The sequence below is a fragment of the Flavobacterium sp. genome, assembly GCF_043756175.1.
In the GTDB taxonomy this organism is placed as follows: domain Bacteria; phylum Bacteroidota; class Bacteroidia; order Flavobacteriales; family Flavobacteriaceae; genus Flavobacterium.
On record NZ_JAYURN010000110.1, the window covers coordinates 19,620 to 36,052 of the forward strand.

The window sequence follows — 16,433 nt, forward strand, 5'->3', positions numbered from 1 at the left end:
AAAATGAACGATATACAAAACCAAGAAGATTTATATTTACTTGTAGATGAGTTTTACAAAAAATTACTTTCGGACGATTCGATAAGTTATATTTTTACTGATGTTGTGAAAATAAAGATTGAAGAACATTTACCTATTTTGGTTATATTTTGGTCACAAGCAATATTAGGAACTGGCGGTTATACAAAAAACCTGACACAAATTCATTTGGACATTAATAAAAAAGAACATTTAACTCCTGAGCTATTTAAAATTTGGTTAGATTATTTTTATACAACGGTTGATGAAAATTTTATCGGCGAAAAAGCGGAGCAAATAAAAACCCAAGCTTTGAGTATTGCAACCATAATGCAAATTAAAATCATTCAACAAAACAAATAATTTTTTATATTATCAATAAATTAAGATAATGTTAAATGAATATTTTGTAATAATAATTAAATTTTAAATTTTTTAGTTAAAAAAGGAGATTTTATTGATACTTTAGCATAACCAATCACAACAAAATGAACATCAAAATAACGGGTTCAGGAAGTTATATTCCGAATCAAATCGTAACCAATTTAGATTTCGCTAAACATCAGTTCTTGAATGAAGACGGAAGTTCTTTTAACGCCTCAAATGAAGTCATTGCTCATAAATTTAAGCAAATAACAGGAATTGAAGAGCGACGTTATGTAGATACAAATCTTGTAACTTCGGATATTGCACTTTTTGCCGCTCAAAAAGCGATTGATTCTGCAAAAATTGACCCAGAAACTTTAGATTATATCATTTTCGCACACAATTTTGGAAATGTAAAACAAGGCGCAATACAAGGTGATGCCGTTCCAAGTCTTGCTGCCAGAGTAAAACAAAAATTAAGAATAAAAAATCCAAAATGTGTTGCTTATGACATTTTGTTTGGCTGTCCTGGTTGGGTTGAAGGTGTCATTCAAGCACAAGCTTTTATAAAAGCTGGAATGGCAAAAAAATGTTTGGTTATTGGTGCCGAAACTTTATCGAGAGTTGTTGATATTCACGATAGAGACAGCATGATTTATTCGGACGGAGCAGGCGCCACAATTATTGAAGCTACAAATGAAGATGGCGGAATTTTAGCACACGCTTCAGCAACTTTTGCTACTGACGAAGCTGATTATTTATTTTTCGGAAATTCCTTTAACAAAAACCTAGACAAAGATGTTCGCTATATTAAAATGCACGGACGAAAAATATACGAATTTGCTTTGAAGGAAGTACCGAAAGCTATGAAAGATTGTCTCGAAGAAAGCGGTATTCCAATTTCGGAAGTAAAAAAAATATTAATTCATCAGGCAAATGAAAAAATGGACGAAGCGATAATTGAACGTTTTTTCAAACTTCACAATCAAGAAACGCCCCAAGGAATAATGCCTATGAGTATCCATAAACTTGGAAATTCGAGCGTAGCAACTGTTCCAACATTATATGACTTACTTATTAACGGAAAAATAGAAAATCAAGAAATAAATAAAGGCGATGTAATTATTTTCGCATCAGTTGGAGCAGGAATGAATATTAATGCGATTGTTTATCGTGTATAATTTCTAATTTTATTTATCCAAAGTGTAACTTGATAAACCAATTTCAGTTTATAAATAATAAAAATATTTAGTAATAAACTCAGTGAAACTTTATACATCAAAGTATACATTTCATTCATTAATTTTGGTAAAAAATAGACAAATCCCAAAGTCGTTACAAAAACAAGAACCACTTTCAGATAACTATAATCGAAAGGAAAAAGCTTAAATTTTTTGTAAATAAATAACAATTTTGCAAAATTAAAAACTACCATCGATAGTAAAGAAGCTACTGCTACGGCTTCGATTCCAAAATTGAAATGAAGTATAAACAGTAAATTTAAACCCACATTGAGTACAATCAGTATGGCTATGGCAATTAAATTGAACTTGTAATATTTTGAATACGTAATTATTTCGCCATTAAAACCCGTTCCCATATTGACCAAAACATTAAAACCTAAAATAAGAATAATAGGAATTGAGGTCATGAGTTTTTCATGCGTTGGCAGAAGCATAAATAAATTTTCGATTCCAAGAAAAATACAACTATACAAAAGTGCTCCAATAAAGAAAAGCAACTTCGAGATTTCTTTGTACTTTAAATTTAATTCAGATAAATTATCATTTTTTAGATAATTTGAAATAATTGGCGCGTACAATGCAAAAACTCCAGTTGCTGGTATGGCTAATGCTGAAGCCAAAGTTACGCCGATACTAAATGTTCCATTAGCTTCCATAGAGATTAATTTCGGAATCATTAATGCATCGATCCTAAAAGCAAAAACAGATCCTAAACTTCCCGCAAAAGCATACATCGAAAATTGATAATAATCTCTTTTAGAAACTTCATTAAAAAGTGATTTAAAGTCTAAATTAAATTTAGGTTTAAAGTATTTACACAAATAAATCGTCAGTAAAATAAAAATTAATCCGTAGGAAATAATATAACAAATAACTGATTCACTAAACGTTATATAATTGTATAGCAACAATAAAAAGATAATGGGTAGCGAAATTTTGGGAATAATATTATCTAAAAATGTGGGCACTGCAATTTTCTGAATAATGGTCGCTTGTTTTTTGAATAACTCGATAAATGCCAAAAATAGCGCAATGGGAAAAGCAAAATAAACATATTTCATTCCTTTTAAAGCAGGAATATAGGAAATTATAAAAAGTAATCCGAGAACAAACCCACTTATAATTAGAATAGAAAAAACACTATAATTAAACAGCTTTTTTTTATGCAAATCGTCTAGTTTTGGAGTGAAGTTTACCAATGCTTGCGATGCTCCTATGAGCAATATAGGAAATAAAACATAGGAAATCGCATCGATATACCTGAAAATTCCGAGTAATTCTTTGTCATTTGGATAAATAAAAAGTGTAGAAACTACTCCAATAACAATCCCAACATAATTAATTATGGTAAAGAAAATAGCCTGTTTTTGGGAAATTTTATTTGACATCAATCATCGATTTTTTTCTAGTCTTTTTAATGGTTTGCATTCTAAAAACAAGCTGCATATAATAAACAACCAAATTATAAAATAACTTTACAATAGAAGTGAAAGAGTAGCTTTTTTTGAAATATTTTGGCAATCCAAAAACCGATTTTAATGCATTGGCATAACTTGCGAACAAAGTATTATTTATATCCAAAACCTGCGACAACATTCTATATTTCGACTGGATTACATCTTTTTTGAAACTACGTGTAATTATTCGGTCATGGCATATTTTAGCATTTTCGGCAATTACAATCTGAAATTGATGATACAAAACACGGTCACAGTAATTTCTGTCTTCGCCGTAATGTCCAAAAAGCGGTTCGAAACCGCCAACTTTTTGCAAGCAAGCACTGGAAACAAGCCAAGCTGCTGCATTTACAAAAGGAACAATCGCAATGTTTTCATCTGAATTTCCTTCAATTTTTCTATTGTAATAAGTTACAAAACCTTCATCGAGCGTTTTTTCATCGCCAGAAAAATGCATCGGACTTACAATACCAAATGAAGAATTTTTTTGGACAACAGCAACTAAATTTAAAATGGTATCGTCAAAAATCCAAGTATCTTGATTGAGTAAGAAAACATAATCCGCATTATTTTTTAAAGCATAATCGATTCCAATATTGTTGGCTTTCCCAAATCCTAAATTTTCTTTAGATTGAATGAGATGAATCTGGGGAAATTGTTTTAAAAGTTCGACCGAATTATCCGTAGAACAATTATCGATAACAACAATACCGACAGGATAAGTTGAATGCAACAAAGAATTGATGCATTTTTCTATCCATTTCGATCCATTATACGTCACAATGATGACAAAAACCTTTTTATTCAAAGCCAATATTTTTATTATCCTACAAAAATAAGGATATTTGTATTCGAGTTTAGTATAAAATGAAATATTTATGATACCCAAATCACGAACACAAATTAAGATTTCCTCATAAATATACCATATTCCAACAAAAAACAAATATTATCTTCGTATGAAATATTACATCATAATTCCTGCACATAACGAAGAATCGTTCCTCAGTTTGACTTTACAGTCAATTATCGAGCAAACTATTTTGCCTTCAAAAATTGTGGTTGTCAATGACAATTCGACCGATAAAACGGCAGAAATCGCTTTGGCTTTCGCCGAAAATAATCCAACTATAACTTTAGTAAATAAAACTTCGGAAGCGATACATTTGCCAGGAAGCAAAGTCATACAAGCTTTCCAAAAAGGGTTAGAAATTCTAGATGAAAATTACGATTTTATTGTAAAAGCCGATGCCGATTTGATTTTTCCGAAAAATTATTTCGAAACCATTATCAATCATTTCAAATCTGACGACACAATAGGAATGGTTGGCGGATTTGCTTACATCGAAAAAAATGGAGGTTGGGTTTTAGAAAACCTGACCGATAAAGATCATATTCGAGGTGCTTTTAAGGCATACAGAAAGGAAACTTTTAAACAAATTGGCGGGCTAAAACCTGCGATGGGTTGGGATACGGTTGATGAATTATTGTGCAAATTTTATAATTGGAAAGTCGTAACCGACCAATCATTACAAGTAAATCACCTCAAGCCAACAGGCGCAAATTACAACAAAACGGCACGATACAAACAAGGAGAAGCTTTTTATAGCTTAGGGTACGGATTTTTTATAACCGCCATTGCATCAGCAAAACTAGCGATGATGAAAAAGAAACCGCTACTTTTTTTAGATTATATCAAAGGATTTTGGAAAGCAAAATCAGCCAAAAAACCTTTGCTAGTTTCCCACGAACAAGCGAAGTTTATTAGAAAATATCGTTGGGAGAAAATGAAAGAAAAACTGCTTGGTTGATTCTTTAATTAAAATATAAAAGGCGAAGATTTATAAATCTTCGCCTTTTTATTGAAATCTAAAATCGGATTTCTAGTTTTTAATAAACTTAGTATTTGATGTTCCTTTGTCTGAATTTATTTTAACAAAATAATTTCCAGAGGTTAAGTTAGAAACATCGATAGTGGCGGTATTTTTTGCATTAGGGATAACCATCATCAACTGACCCAACACATTATAAATGTGTATAGAAGAAATCTCAATATCCGATTTTTTATTAATGTTTAGCACGTCACTAACAGGATTTGGATACAAACTAAAAAAGTTTACAAAAGAAAAATCTTGTACACTCAAAGCTTGGATCGTTGTTGTGTAAGTATTTGTAGTTATCGCAGAATTATAATCGAAATAAATATTTGCCAAACCGCCAAAAGTATCACCAGAAACTAATGTAGCTTTCGTTTTAATTTTAAATGCAACATAACCTGTGTTAGTTCCAGTGGAATATGGCAAATTAATATTATCAAATTTAAATTCAACTTTGTTTCCTTGATATATTTTTGTTGTAAACAATGCACTTCCATTTAATGGCACTAATGTATTGATGTCAAATTTATTGGTATCAATTACATCGGTAACGTTTATGTTTTGCGCGTTGTAGGTTCCTGAATTTTCAAAACGAATAACATAGTGCGCATATTCGCCCACTTTATCTGTACCAACGGACGGTCCAAACGTACATGTTTTATCATTTGGATCGTATGAATTAACTACAGTTTGATTTAATGTAAAAGTATTATCGGCTGGAGCTTCATCTGTTTGAGCTGAAGTTATTGTTGTTGTATAATTTAAAATGCTTCCTCCAATAAGTGGTGGTGTTTCAACAGGTGAGTTTAAGTTTAACGTGATTAGAATTTCTCTTGTTTCATAAGGATTCATATTTGTAAAATTCCAAGATAACGAATTTACAGCCTGACTAAAAACTACTGGATTAGCTGAAACGAAATCTAAAACGGCATCATTAAATGTCAAACCAACTATACCTGACTGCATTTGATTCCCTTTGTATTTATATACTATTTTGTATTTTGCATCAGAACCAGCACGAGCAGCAATAATAGGAACCAATGCAACTTCAAGATCAGGGTGAATTCCATTAGGAGTTATACAAAAATCTTGTATAACTGGGCTTGGTTGTTGCGGAAAATTGACAACTACACTTGATGGAGAAATTAAAAAATAGTTTGAGTTTTCAAGTACTGGAGTTAATGTATAACTACCATTTTGTGAAAATGAAAATACATAATTTCCTGATGCATCTGCCACATACTGATTCCCATTACTTAAACTAAATTTTAAATTATTGAAATTAATATCATTAATTGAACATCCATTTAAATCATAGTCAATTTTGTTTAACCCTTTAATTTGATAAGAACTCCCTCCAATTAACTTTATTGTCCCATTACACCAAGTTCCATTATATCTTGTAAATGAACCAGATACTAACAAATTACCATCTTCTAATGGTAAAGTTGTATATATTTGTCCATCAAAAGTATTATTAGTATAAAAATCACTATCTATTGTACCATTAGCATTAACTCTAATTAATTCCGAAATACTATTATTTGGCAAAGTTTTTACTAATACAATTTTATCGTCATTTTGAATTTGAATATCATTAATATTTGTTATTAAATATGGGGCATTAACTTGTAAATCAAAAGTATTGTCGATTGTGATATTTGAATTAAATCTTAACAATCTATTGAATCCATTCGTCATATCATCACATGAAATACCTCCATATAATAAAATTTTATTGTTTTTGATTAAAATCTTTTCTACATTACTATTAAAGTTACTTGGTAAAACAAATTGGTCATTAAAAACACCCTGCTCATTAAGACATGCTAACCCTTGAAAACTATAACTAATACCTGATTTAATTACATTGTTAAAAAAACCACCTACTAAAATTCTATTATAATTAACATTACATAATGATAAAACATAATTATCAAATTCAAGGTTTTCGAAACTAGAATCTAAAGAACCGTCCGAATTTAATCTCCAAATTTTACCAGTACTAATATCGTTAAAAGAAATTAATATTTTATTATTTGGCAATATTTCAAAAGAAACTATTTTAGATCCAAAGTTATTATCAAAATAATTAAAACTAGTATCTAAACTATAATCCTGATTTAATCTTACTAGTTTATATCTTGTTTCTAAAACAGAATTGTAAATAAAAACCCTCTATTTTTAATTGAACCTAAAAGCAAAATTTCACTATTTCCTAATTTGACTATTTTTCTACTAGGAAAATAAGAGGACTTTTCTAAATTAGTATATTCATTTCCTTCATTGCTCAAAATCAAAGGTCTTGAATTTAACACATCAGTATTATTTATAGTTGTTGTCCATTTTGCAGAAGCAAAAAGATTACCATTATTTAGTCTATAAAGGTTGTCGAAATTACCTAATTCCGGATTCGATTGAGAAATTAATCCTCCTAAATCATTTATTTTAGAAATTTTATTTGAACTTTGTTCAAAAACAGCAGTAATTGTGTTGTTATTATTTAATAAAAAACTATTATTGGCAAGTTTCTGAAAGGGCAAAAAAGTATTATCAAGTGCTCCATTTACATTTAATCGAACCATTCTATTATTAGCAGAAAAATTTCCACTTATCAAGATTTTATCCCCTGGTTGAACTATAATTTTTGGTTCTCCTCCAGTACCAGAAGAAACATAAGATCCTGAAGAAGTATAATAACCATAACTTCCAAAGATATTCCCAGTACTAAATGTAGTGTCATCAGAGCCATTTATATTCAGCCTTTTTACAGAAAAAGTAGACGAAAAAGGAGTTACTATATAAGATGAATTTAGCACTATTAGTTTTCCATCACTCTGAAAATCATAAGCATTAACAGAATTTGCAATTATATTACTTGTGAAACTAAAATCTACTCGGCCGAAATCATCTATTTTAGCTAATCCACGTGTTATTGAATTTGTTCCCCTAAAAGATAAGCTTCCTCCTGAAACTAAAATTGAGTTATTTGACAGCACTTTAACTGACTCGATCTTATTAAGAGTAAAAGAAACATAACCCGTAGTACTGAATTGATATGAATTGTCAATATCTCCATTTTCAAACAAACGAACAATCTTATTTTTTGCAACCCCATTATATGTATTAAAAGTACCCACAGCTACAATTCTTCCATCTGGATAAACATCAAAATCTTTAATCCCGTCTGATAAATTTGTTAATCCAGATTTAAAAGTATTATCGATAGTTAAATCAGCATTTAATCTATAAAGCTGTCCTGTTAAAGTTTGAACTTTTCTAGCATATAAATAAGTTTTGTTATCTCCTCCATCTAAAACAATTATTTTACCATTTGGTAACTCTTTAACTTTTAAATATGAAAAATTTAAATAGAATTCATCTTTATGATTGAAAGACATATCTAATCCAACTGCAATCGGATTTTGTGCATAACCAACAGAGAACAAACAAAATGCAATAAGTAGGTAAAAGTTTTTCATAAAAAAATATTTTGTAGGTAAAGATATATATATAAGAAAAGTTGGGTTATTTTTATAATTATTTTATTTCTCATTATAATTACTTTAGAAAAGTCGAAACAAAAAATAATTAAATTTTTGAAATTGCTTATATTTGCAACAATGAACAAAAATCTTTATATAATTGCTGGTTGTAATGGTGCTGGAAAAACAACAGCTTCTTTTACCATTTTGCCTGAAATATTAAATTGTAAAGAATTTGTAAATGCCGATGAAATTGCAAAAGGTTTATCTCCTTTCCAACCAGAAAAGGTTTCTTTTGAAGCTGGAAGAATTATGTTAAAAAGGATAAATGAGTTGTTAATTTGCAATGATAATTTTGCTTTTGAGACTACTTTAGCAACCAAAAGTTACAAAACAAAGGTAATTGATGCACAAAATAAAAAATACACGGTTACGCTTCTTTTTTTTTGGTTACAAAATGTAGAGTTAGCTATTGAAAGGGTTAAAACTAGAGTAATAGAAGGCGGACATAATATTGAAACGGAAGTTATAAAACGCAGGTATATAAATGGAATTAAAAATTTGTTTCAAATTTATCTCAATATAGTCGATGAAGTTATGATTTTTGATAATTCTGGAGAAAAACCTGAGTTAATTGCCGAAAAAACTTTAAAATCGGAATTAAATATATTAAATCCGATTAAATTTGATAAACTTAAAGAACAATACAATGAATACATATAAAAGAACACCCAATCAAAAGAAAATTTTGGAGGGAATGGATAAAATTTATGATAAATTAATTGAATTTAAAAAGAAAGCCAATAGCGAATTAATTGTAATTAAAGACAATCAAATAGTAAGAATAAAACCATGATGTTAATTCGTTATTTATCACAAATCGGAAGGTATTTTCTGATGATAGCAGAGATTTTCAAAAAACCAACCAAATGGTCGGTAATGAGAACACTTATCTTCAAAGAAATAGATGATTTAATTATTGGGTCGCTAGGAATTGTAGCTTTTATTTCCTTTTTCGTAGGAGGTGTTGTAGCGATACAAACTGCTTTAAATTTGACCAACCCGTTAATTCCTAAATATCTTATTGGGTTTGCGACCAGACAATCTATTATTTTAGAATTTGCTCCTACTTTTATCTCGATTATTATGGCTGGAAAAATGGGTTCATTTATCACGTCGAGCATAGGAACCATGCGTGTTACCGAACAAATTGACGCTCTCGAAGTTATGGGTGTAAATTCCTTAAATTATCTTGTTTTTCCAAAACTAATTGCACTATTATTATATCCGTTTCTTATAGGAATTGCGATGTTTTTAGGTGTTTTAGGTGGTTATATTGCCAGTGTTTACGGAGGTTTTGGTAGTAGTGCCGAATTTATAGATGGTCTACAAAAAGAATTCATTCCTTTTCATATTGCTTATGCTTTTATAAAAACATTGATTTTCGCTTTAATTCTCGCTACTATTCCATCATTTCATGGTTATTATATGAAAGGTGGCGCACTTGAAGTAGGAAAAGCAAGTACGGTGTCGTTTGTTTGGACATCGGTAATGATTATTTTGATGAATTATATTTTAACGCAACTACTTTTAACCTAATGATAGAAGTAAAAAATATCGAGAAATCGTTTGGAGACAGCAAGGTTTTAAAAGGAGTTTCGACTGTTTTTGAAACTGGAAAAACCAATTTAATAATTGGTCAAAGTGGTTCTGGTAAAACCGTTTTACTAAAAAGTTTGTTGGGAATTCATTCGCCAGAAGTGGGGACAATTTCCTTTGATGGCAGAATATATTCTGATTTATCAGCTGAAGACAAACGAGAATTACGTACCGAAATAGGTATGGTTTTTCAAGGAAGCGCTTTATTCGATTCGATGGCGGTATCAGAAAATGTAGGTTTTCCGTTGAAAATGTTTACACAAAACTCTAAATCTGAAATTCAGGATCGTGTCGATTTTGTATTAAAAAGAGTTAATCTTATTGATGCCCACAAAAAATTACCTTCTGAGATTTCAGGAGGAATGCAAAAACGTGTTGCCATTGCTCGCGCCATTGTAAACAATCCTAAATATTTATTTTGCGACGAACCCAATTCAGGTTTAGACCCGAACACGGCTATTCTAATTGATAATTTGATTGGCGAAATCACCGAAGAATACAATATCACCACCGTGATCAACACGCATGACATGAATTCGGTGATGGAAATTGGTCAGAATATTTTGTTCCTAAAAAACGGATTGAAAGCTTGGCAAGGAACCAAAGAAGAAATTTTTAGAACCGATAACGAAGCTGTTGTTGATTTTGTTTATTCGTCAGAATTGTTTAAAAAAGTGAGAGAATCGGTTTTGAAGGAAGGAATTTAGTTTTTTAAAGTTGAATACAATGTTTCAAAACTAACCGAGGCTGCGACGATAAATTATTCACAAAGTAAAAATTTCTAAAAGTTTGAAAGAAAATCGTGCAGAAACAAAGCAATTTTTACTAACCGCTACTGCAAACTGTTTATTTAAAAGTATTGATATCAGTTATCCAATTATATTCAGTCATATATGTTTTTCCAAATTCATCTGAATATTTTGAAATTATTTTCATGTCTTTTAAAAGTTCATCCGCATTTTCATTTAAAAATTTATCTGCGTCGATATGTGTTCCGACAACATTTTGTGTTAACTTAAAGGTGAATTCAAATTTATCATCAGGCTTGATAGGCTGAATTTTACCTATTTCCCCTTTTAGAATAGTATTTTGGGGCTTGTTTAAATATTCAACTTCATAATTGTATGCTGTAACCGATGAATTATTTCGTACTTCTAATGTATAAGACCAATCTAAATACCAATATTGTTCTGGAATGTCAATTCCTAATCTAATAACTTTAGGATTATTTGATGTGTAACCTAAAGGACCACGCATAGTAAAATTTTGCATTCTATGAAAAACCACTTTCGGTCTAGTTTTTTCGGGGTTATCAAATATTTTGCTTAAAAGACTAACTATTAAAAATCCACCAGAACCTATCATTACAATAATTGGTTCTTCTTCTTTTGTTCGTAAAAACCAAATAACACCTAATACTAGGATTAAAATTTCAACTATAATTGTGATTATATTTTTTAGTATTTTCATTTTTCTATAACATCACTCAACTAATAAATTAACTCAATTTTATTTGTGTTCCAATTTCTTTACAATACTTTTTATATCCTGTTCTTTACTTTTCGGGTAAATTAGCAAAACACCTTCTTTATCTACAATAATATAATCATGCAAACCATCAATAATGATTAGTTTGTCGGCATCGGAACGAACAATATTGTTAGAGGAATTTTCGAGCAAAACTTTAGCATTAACCACAGCATTATTATTCTCATCTTTTTCTAATTTCTCGTGAAGAGAACCCCAAGTACCTAGATCATTCCAATCGAAAGTGGCAGGAAGTACAAATACGTTTTTAGCAGTTTCCATCACGGCATAATCGATAGAGATATTTTCGGCAAGCGCATAATTTTCTTCTATAAATTGTTTTTCGGCAGGCGTATTATAACTTTCTAATCCGCTTAAGAACAAAGCATTCATCTTTGGTTGGAATTTTTCGAAAGCTTCTGTAATTGTTTTTACACTCCAAATAAAAATCCCACCATTCCAGAGGAAATTCCCAGAATCTAGAAATGATTTTGCGGTTTCGTAATCGGGTTTTTCTCTAAACTGATTTACTTTTTTTATCGGATTGGTATCGGTTTTATCATATTCGATATAACCAAAACCTGTATTAGGAAATGTTGGTTGAATTCCTAAAGTCATCAATGCATTTTCTTTGGCACAAAAATCAAAACATTGTTGTAAATTTTGTGCAAATACATCTTCGTTTTCAATCCAATGATCGCTTGGTGCTACAACCATCACCGCATCTGGGTTCTGCTTTTGAATTTTTAATGACGCATACAAAATGCAAGGTGCTGTATTTCGCATCGCTGGTTCTAACAAAACTTGTTCTTGTTTTACCATTGGTAATTGTTCTAAAACCAAATGGTTATAACTTTCATTGGTTAAAATCAGAATGTTCTCGACAGGAATTAACTTGGCTAATCTCGAAAAAGTCTTTTGTATTAAGGTTTCCCCTGAGCCTAACATATCATGAAATTGCTTAGGAAATTCAGCTGTACTTACTGGCCAAAATCGTGATCCAACGCCACCAGCCATTAAAATTGCGTAATAATTTTTATTCATTTTATTTTTTAATTTTGCAATAATTCTACTTCTGCATTTGGGTTAAATAAATAAGTCCGTCCAGAATTCACTTCTAAACATTCGTATCTTTTTAATCTTAAGGCTACTTTTTTAAATATTTTACCATTATGAATTCGAAACACACTTCCATAAGGTATCTCAAAGATATAGTTTTTATCGTTCTCTGGATCAAATTGTTTTAATGCCAATGACAAAGTAGCATCCGTATCGCTACTTGCTTTTGGATTTCTGAAATGTCTGGCCAATAAGGGCAACAATTGACTTGGAAATATCTCCGGACGAATAAACGGAACCATCAATCGTTGAAAAGTTAGTTTCCATTCGTCACCGTGTGGTTTTATGTTACGTCCATATTTTTCGAAGGCTACTAAATGGGATATTTCATGAATTAATGTCATTAAGAAACGATACTTATTCAAACTAGTATTAACTGTAATTTCGTGCTTTCCAGACAAACCTTTTCGGTAATCTCCGTGACGAGTCACTCGTTCATTGACGATTTTCAGATGCACTTGATTGATTTTGATTAATTCAAAAACAGGCTCTACCGAATGTTCTGGTATGTATTTTTCTAAAACGGTTTTCATTTACGGCGTTGTTGTTGAAACTTGTAAAACCCTACCGTTATAATATTTATTACCCGTTAACCCAAAATTATAAATATAATCGGCCATTTCTTTTGCCGAAAGTGGCGCTTCATAACCTGGGAAAGCTTCTTGTAACATTTCGGTGTTTACAGAACCCAATGCCAAAACATTGAACGAAATACCACGTTCTTTATATTCCTCAGCCAATAATTCTGACAACGTAATTACAGCGCCTTTGCTTGAGCTATAAGCGGCCAATCCAGCGAATTTCATACTTCCCTGAATTCCGCCCATAGAACTAATTGTAACCACATGGCTTCCTTTTTGAAGATATGGCAAACAAACGCGTGTTAGATTTGCAACCCCAAAAACATTGACTTTATATATATTTTCGAATTCCTGTGAAGTAATTTCCCCGAAAGGCTTTAACAAAAGTGAACCCGCATTATGAACTATAATATCGACTTTTTTCCATGTGTGAGAAAGAAAATCTTCTACTTGCTGTAATTCCTCTTCATTAGATAAATCGACTGAAAGACAAGTGATATTTTTATTCTCTATTAATTCTTGTGGTGTTTTTCTAGAAATAGCCAAAACATTATGTCCTGCATTTGCAAATTGCAAGGCTAATTCGTATCCAATTCCTCTAGATGTTCCTGTAATAATGATGTTTTTCATAATAAATGAATTTAAGCTAAAATAAAAAAAATCTCATCATGATTGAATCAAGATGAGATTAATATTAAAAATATATTGACAATTACGCTAACATAGTTACTGGATTTTCAACAAATTGTTTCAATGTTTGTAAGAATTGTGCTCCCGTTGCTCCATCGACCGTTCTGTGATCGCAAGCAAGAGTTACTTTCATCGTATTTCCAACTACGATTTGACCATTTCTAACTACTGGTTTTTCAACAATAGCTCCAACTGATAAAATAGCAGAATTGGGTTGGTTTATTATTGAAGTAAATTCGGTAATACCAAACATTCCAAGATTAGAAACTGTAAATGTGCTTCCTTCCATTTCGGCAGGCGTTAGTTTCTTAGTCTTAGCTTTTCCAGCTAAATCTCTAACTGCCGAACCAATTTGAGTCAAACTCATTTGATCTGTAAAGTTCAAAACTGGCACTACTAATCCATCTTCAACTGCGACAGCAACACCAATATTCACGTGGTGATTGATAATCATTGCATCTGCTGTCCATTGAGAATTTACTTGCGGATGTTTCTTTAGAGCCATCGCACAAGCTTTGACAACCATATCGTTAAATGATACTTTAGTATCTGGAATGGTATTGATTGTAGCACGAGATTTCATCGCCTCGTCCATCGCAATTTCTATAGTCAAATAGAAATGTGGTGCTGTAAATATAGATTCTGACAAACGTTTTGCAATGGTTTTACGCATTTGCGAATTTTTGATTTCTTCCGAGAATTTTTCTCCAGCAGGAACAAAAGGTTTTGCCACAGAAGCAGAACTATTTGCTACAGGTGCAGTAGAAGAAGCTGTTTGTTGAACTGTAGCTTGAGGAGTAAATCCTTCTACATCTCCTTTTACAATTCTACCATTTTCTCCAGAACCTTTTACTTGTGATAAATTGATTCCTTTATCCTGAGCAATTTTTTTAGCCAATGGTGAAGCAAAAATTCTATCTGTTGAATTTGATGATTGATTTTGGCTATTTGATGTTGGATTAGAAACTTCGGCAGCTTTTTCAGCAACTGGAGCAGTAACATTTCCACCTTTTTTATAATTTTCTGCTATTCCTGTAATATCAGTTCCGTCTGGTCCGATAATAGCTAAAACGCTATCAACTGGTGCAGACTCTCCTTCTTGAATCCCAACAAATAATAAAGTTCCAGCATTGAAAGATTCAAATTCCATTGTGGCTTTATCAGTTTCGATTTCAGCAAGAATATCACCTTCAGCAACTTTATCACCTACATTTTTCAACCAAGTCGCAACAGTCCCATCAGTCATCGTGTCTGACAGTCTTGGCATTGTAACAACTACAACTCCTTTTGGAAAACTAACCGATTTAGATTTTTCCTCTACCGCAATTGGAGTAATAACTTCAGGTACAGCTTCCGTTTTTGTAGCTACTGGATTTCCATTTAATAAAGCAGAAATATCTTCTCCCTCTTTTCCAATAATGGCTAAAAGTGAATCGACTGGCGCTGATTCTCCTTCTGGTATTCCAATGTACAGAAGCGTTCCAGAATTGAATGACTCAAATTCCATCGTTGCTTTGTCTGTTTCAATTTCAGCAAGAATATCTCCTTCAGAAATTTTATCTCCTACTTTTTTTAACCAAGCAGCTACTGTCCCTTCCGTCATCGTATCGCTTAGGCGAGGCATTGTGATTACTGTTGCCATAATTATAGTCTATGAGGAATAAATGGATAATTTTCTTGGTCGTAAACCACATCGTACAATTGTTGCACTTCCGGGAAAGGAGATTCTTCAGCAAATGCTACACATTCTTCTACTAAATCTTTTACTCTTTCGTCAATCGCTTCAATTTCTTCTTCTGTAGCATATTTTTTCTCCATGATTACGTCAAGAACTTGAGTAATAGGATCTATCTTTTTGTATTCTTCAACTTCTTCTTTAGAACGATACAATTGAGCATCAGACATTGAGTGACCTCTGTAACGGTATGTTTTCATTTCTAAGAAAGTTGGTCCATCACCACGACGCGCTCTATCAATAGCTTCGTGCATTGCTTCAGCTACTTTCACAGGATTCATTCCGTCAACTGGTCCGCAAGGCATTTCATATCCTAAACCAAGTTTCCAAATATCAGTATGATTTGCTGTTCTTTCCACAGAAGTTCCCATGGCATAACCATTATTTTCAACGATAAAAACAACTGGCAACTTCCATAACATTGCCATATTGAAAGCTTCATGCAAAGAACCTTGACGTGCTGCGCCATCACCAAAATAGGTTAACGTTACACCATCACGACCAAAATATTTATCTGCAAAAGCCATTCCTGCTCCAACAGGTATCTGTGCTCCAACGATTCCGTGACCCCCAAAAAAACCTTTTTCTTTAGAGAAAATATGCATCGAACCACCCATTCCTTTAGATGTTCCTGTTACTTTTCCAAGCAACTCAGCCATAACAGCTTTTGGATCT

At 31.7% G+C, this 16,433-nt stretch carries 17 protein-coding genes; 7 read left to right on the forward strand and 10 right to left on the reverse strand.

What is annotated here, in order from left to right; genetic code table 11:
• Positions 1-3: 3 nt before the first annotated feature.
• Together ACH2BP_RS08775 and ACH2BP_RS08780 are read left to right on the forward strand one after the other, a co-directional pair.
• Positions 4-381: a group III truncated hemoglobin gene (locus ACH2BP_RS08775; RefSeq protein WP_395059012.1), complete on the forward strand. Its 378-nt coding sequence runs from the start codon at positions 4-6 to the stop codon at positions 379-381.
• A 125-nt stretch (positions 382-506) separates the two neighbouring features.
• Complete coding sequence (locus ACH2BP_RS08780) at positions 507-1,565, forward strand: 3-oxoacyl-ACP synthase III family protein (RefSeq protein ID WP_395059014.1); 1,059 nt, start codon at positions 507-509, stop codon at positions 1,563-1,565.
• Here ACH2BP_RS08780 and ACH2BP_RS08785 read toward each other — a convergent pair.
• Together ACH2BP_RS08785 and ACH2BP_RS08790 are read right to left on the reverse strand one after the other, a co-directional pair.
• Positions 1,553-3,016, reverse strand: a complete 1,464-nt coding sequence (locus ACH2BP_RS08785) for a lipopolysaccharide biosynthesis protein (protein WP_395059016.1) — start codon at positions 3,014-3,016, stop codon at positions 1,553-1,555. The genes ACH2BP_RS08780 and ACH2BP_RS08785 overlap by 13 nt on opposite strands.
• A complete protein-coding gene (locus tag ACH2BP_RS08790; RefSeq protein WP_395059018.1) occupies positions 3,006-3,893 on the reverse strand; it encodes a glycosyltransferase family 2 protein in 888 nt (295 codons plus the stop codon). The genes ACH2BP_RS08785 and ACH2BP_RS08790 overlap by 11 nt, the downstream gene beginning before the upstream one ends.
• A gap of 151 nt (positions 3,894-4,044) precedes the next feature.
• On the opposite strand from ACH2BP_RS08790, the gene ACH2BP_RS08795 reads away from it, so the two are divergent.
• Positions 4,045-4,896: a glycosyltransferase family 2 protein gene (locus tag ACH2BP_RS08795; RefSeq protein WP_395059020.1), complete on the forward strand. Its 852-nt coding sequence runs from the start codon at positions 4,045-4,047 to the stop codon at positions 4,894-4,896.
• A gap of 72 nt (positions 4,897-4,968) precedes the next feature.
• Here the strand turns inward: ACH2BP_RS08795 and ACH2BP_RS08800 are convergent, their stop codons facing one another.
• Together ACH2BP_RS08800 and ACH2BP_RS08805 are read right to left on the reverse strand one after the other, a co-directional pair.
• Positions 4,969-7,008: a T9SS type A sorting domain-containing protein gene (locus tag ACH2BP_RS08800; protein WP_395059022.1), complete on the reverse strand. Its 2,040-nt coding sequence runs from the start codon at positions 7,006-7,008 to the stop codon at positions 4,969-4,971.
• A 104-nt stretch (positions 7,009-7,112) separates the two neighbouring features.
• Positions 7,113-8,444, reverse strand: a complete 1,332-nt coding sequence (locus ACH2BP_RS08805) for a hypothetical protein (protein ID WP_395059024.1) — start codon at positions 8,442-8,444, stop codon at positions 7,113-7,115.
• A gap of 141 nt (positions 8,445-8,585) precedes the next feature.
• Between ACH2BP_RS08805 and ACH2BP_RS08810 the strand changes: the two genes are divergently transcribed.
• Genes ACH2BP_RS08810 through ACH2BP_RS08825 form a run of 4 tightly spaced genes read left to right on the forward strand, consistent with a single transcriptional unit; the run spans position 8,586 to position 10,813 of the window.
• Entirely contained in the window at positions 8,586-9,170 is a 585-nt protein-coding gene (locus ACH2BP_RS08810; protein ID WP_395059026.1) for a zeta toxin family protein, read from the forward strand.
• Positions 9,157-9,303, forward strand: coding sequence for a hypothetical protein (locus ACH2BP_RS08815; RefSeq protein WP_395059028.1), 147 nt, complete (start codon positions 9,157-9,159; stop codon positions 9,301-9,303). The genes ACH2BP_RS08810 and ACH2BP_RS08815 overlap by 14 nt, the downstream gene beginning before the upstream one ends.
• On the forward strand, positions 9,300-10,046 hold the full coding sequence (locus ACH2BP_RS08820; protein WP_395059030.1) for an MlaE family ABC transporter permease: 747 nt from the start codon (positions 9,300-9,302) through the stop codon (positions 10,044-10,046). Before ACH2BP_RS08815 ends, ACH2BP_RS08820 begins: the two co-directional genes overlap by 4 nt.
• Positions 10,046-10,813: an ABC transporter ATP-binding protein gene (locus ACH2BP_RS08825; protein WP_395059032.1), complete on the forward strand. Its 768-nt coding sequence runs from the start codon at positions 10,046-10,048 to the stop codon at positions 10,811-10,813. Before ACH2BP_RS08820 ends, ACH2BP_RS08825 begins: the two co-directional genes overlap by 1 nt.
• A gap of 139 nt (positions 10,814-10,952) precedes the next feature.
• Here the strand turns inward: ACH2BP_RS08825 and ACH2BP_RS08830 are convergent, their stop codons facing one another.
• The 6 genes from ACH2BP_RS08830 to ACH2BP_RS08855 form a co-directional block, all read right to left on the reverse strand.
• Positions 10,953-11,576 (reverse strand): hypothetical protein, encoded by a 624-nt coding sequence (locus ACH2BP_RS08830; protein ID WP_395059034.1) that lies wholly within the window; start codon positions 11,574-11,576, stop codon positions 10,953-10,955.
• A gap of 39 nt (positions 11,577-11,615) precedes the next feature.
• Positions 11,616-12,677, reverse strand: a complete 1,062-nt coding sequence (locus ACH2BP_RS08835; RefSeq protein WP_395059036.1) for a mannose-1-phosphate guanylyltransferase — start codon at positions 12,675-12,677, stop codon at positions 11,616-11,618.
• A gap of 8 nt (positions 12,678-12,685) precedes the next feature.
• Entirely contained in the window at positions 12,686-13,285 is a 600-nt protein-coding gene (locus ACH2BP_RS08840) for a SprT-like domain-containing protein (RefSeq protein WP_395059038.1), read from the reverse strand.
• The gene (locus tag ACH2BP_RS08845; protein WP_395059040.1) at positions 13,286-13,963 is read right to left on the reverse strand and encodes an SDR family NAD(P)-dependent oxidoreductase; all 678 of its coding nucleotides are present in this window, start codon (positions 13,961-13,963) and stop codon (positions 13,286-13,288) included.
• Positions 13,964-14,045: 82 nt separating this feature from the next.
• Positions 14,046-15,665 (reverse strand): 2-oxo acid dehydrogenase subunit E2, encoded by a 1,620-nt coding sequence (locus tag ACH2BP_RS08850; RefSeq protein ID WP_395059042.1) that lies wholly within the window; start codon positions 15,663-15,665, stop codon positions 14,046-14,048.
• 2 nt (positions 15,666-15,667) lie between these two features.
• A partial coding sequence (locus ACH2BP_RS08855; RefSeq protein ID WP_395059044.1) for a thiamine pyrophosphate-dependent enzyme occupies positions 15,668-16,433 on the reverse strand: 766 nt, incomplete at its 5' end.

What these genes read in the sequence shown, in the direction of transcription:
- ACH2BP_RS08775 (WP_395059012.1), top strand. Translation starts at nt 4, where the DNA reads ATGAACGATATACAAAACCAAGAAGATTTATATTTACTTGTAGATGAG.
- ACH2BP_RS08780 (WP_395059014.1), top strand. Translation starts at nt 507, where the DNA reads ATGAACATCAAAATAACGGGTTCAGGAAGTTATATTCCGAATCAAATC.
- ACH2BP_RS08785 (WP_395059016.1), bottom strand. Translation starts at nt 3,016, where the DNA reads ATGTCAAATAAAATTTCCCAAAAACAGGCTATTTTCTTTACCATAATT.
- ACH2BP_RS08795 (WP_395059020.1), top strand. Translation starts at nt 4,045, where the DNA reads ATGAAATATTACATCATAATTCCTGCACATAACGAAGAATCGTTCCTC.
- ACH2BP_RS08805 (WP_395059024.1), bottom strand. Translation starts at nt 8,444, where the DNA reads ATGAAAAACTTTTACCTACTTATTGCATTTTGTTTGTTCTCTGTTGGT.
- ACH2BP_RS08810 (WP_395059026.1), top strand. Translation starts at nt 8,586, where the DNA reads ATGAACAAAAATCTTTATATAATTGCTGGTTGTAATGGTGCTGGAAAA.
- ACH2BP_RS08815 (WP_395059028.1), top strand. Translation starts at nt 9,157, where the DNA reads ATGAATACATATAAAAGAACACCCAATCAAAAGAAAATTTTGGAGGGA.
- ACH2BP_RS08820 (WP_395059030.1), top strand. Translation starts at nt 9,300, where the DNA reads ATGATGTTAATTCGTTATTTATCACAAATCGGAAGGTATTTTCTGATG.
- ACH2BP_RS08825 (WP_395059032.1), top strand. Translation starts at nt 10,046, where the DNA reads ATGATAGAAGTAAAAAATATCGAGAAATCGTTTGGAGACAGCAAGGTT.
- ACH2BP_RS08830 (WP_395059034.1), bottom strand. Translation starts at nt 11,576, where the DNA reads ATGAAAATACTAAAAAATATAATCACAATTATAGTTGAAATTTTAATC.
- ACH2BP_RS08835 (WP_395059036.1), bottom strand. Translation starts at nt 12,677, where the DNA reads ATGAATAAAAATTATTACGCAATTTTAATGGCTGGTGGCGTTGGATCA.
- ACH2BP_RS08840 (WP_395059038.1), bottom strand. Translation starts at nt 13,285, where the DNA reads ATGAAAACCGTTTTAGAAAAATACATACCAGAACATTCGGTAGAGCCT.
- ACH2BP_RS08845 (WP_395059040.1), bottom strand. Translation starts at nt 13,963, where the DNA reads ATGAAAAACATCATTATTACAGGAACATCTAGAGGAATTGGATACGAA.
- ACH2BP_RS08850 (WP_395059042.1), bottom strand. Translation starts at nt 15,665, where the DNA reads ATGGCAACAGTAATCACAATGCCTCGCCTAAGCGATACGATGACGGAA.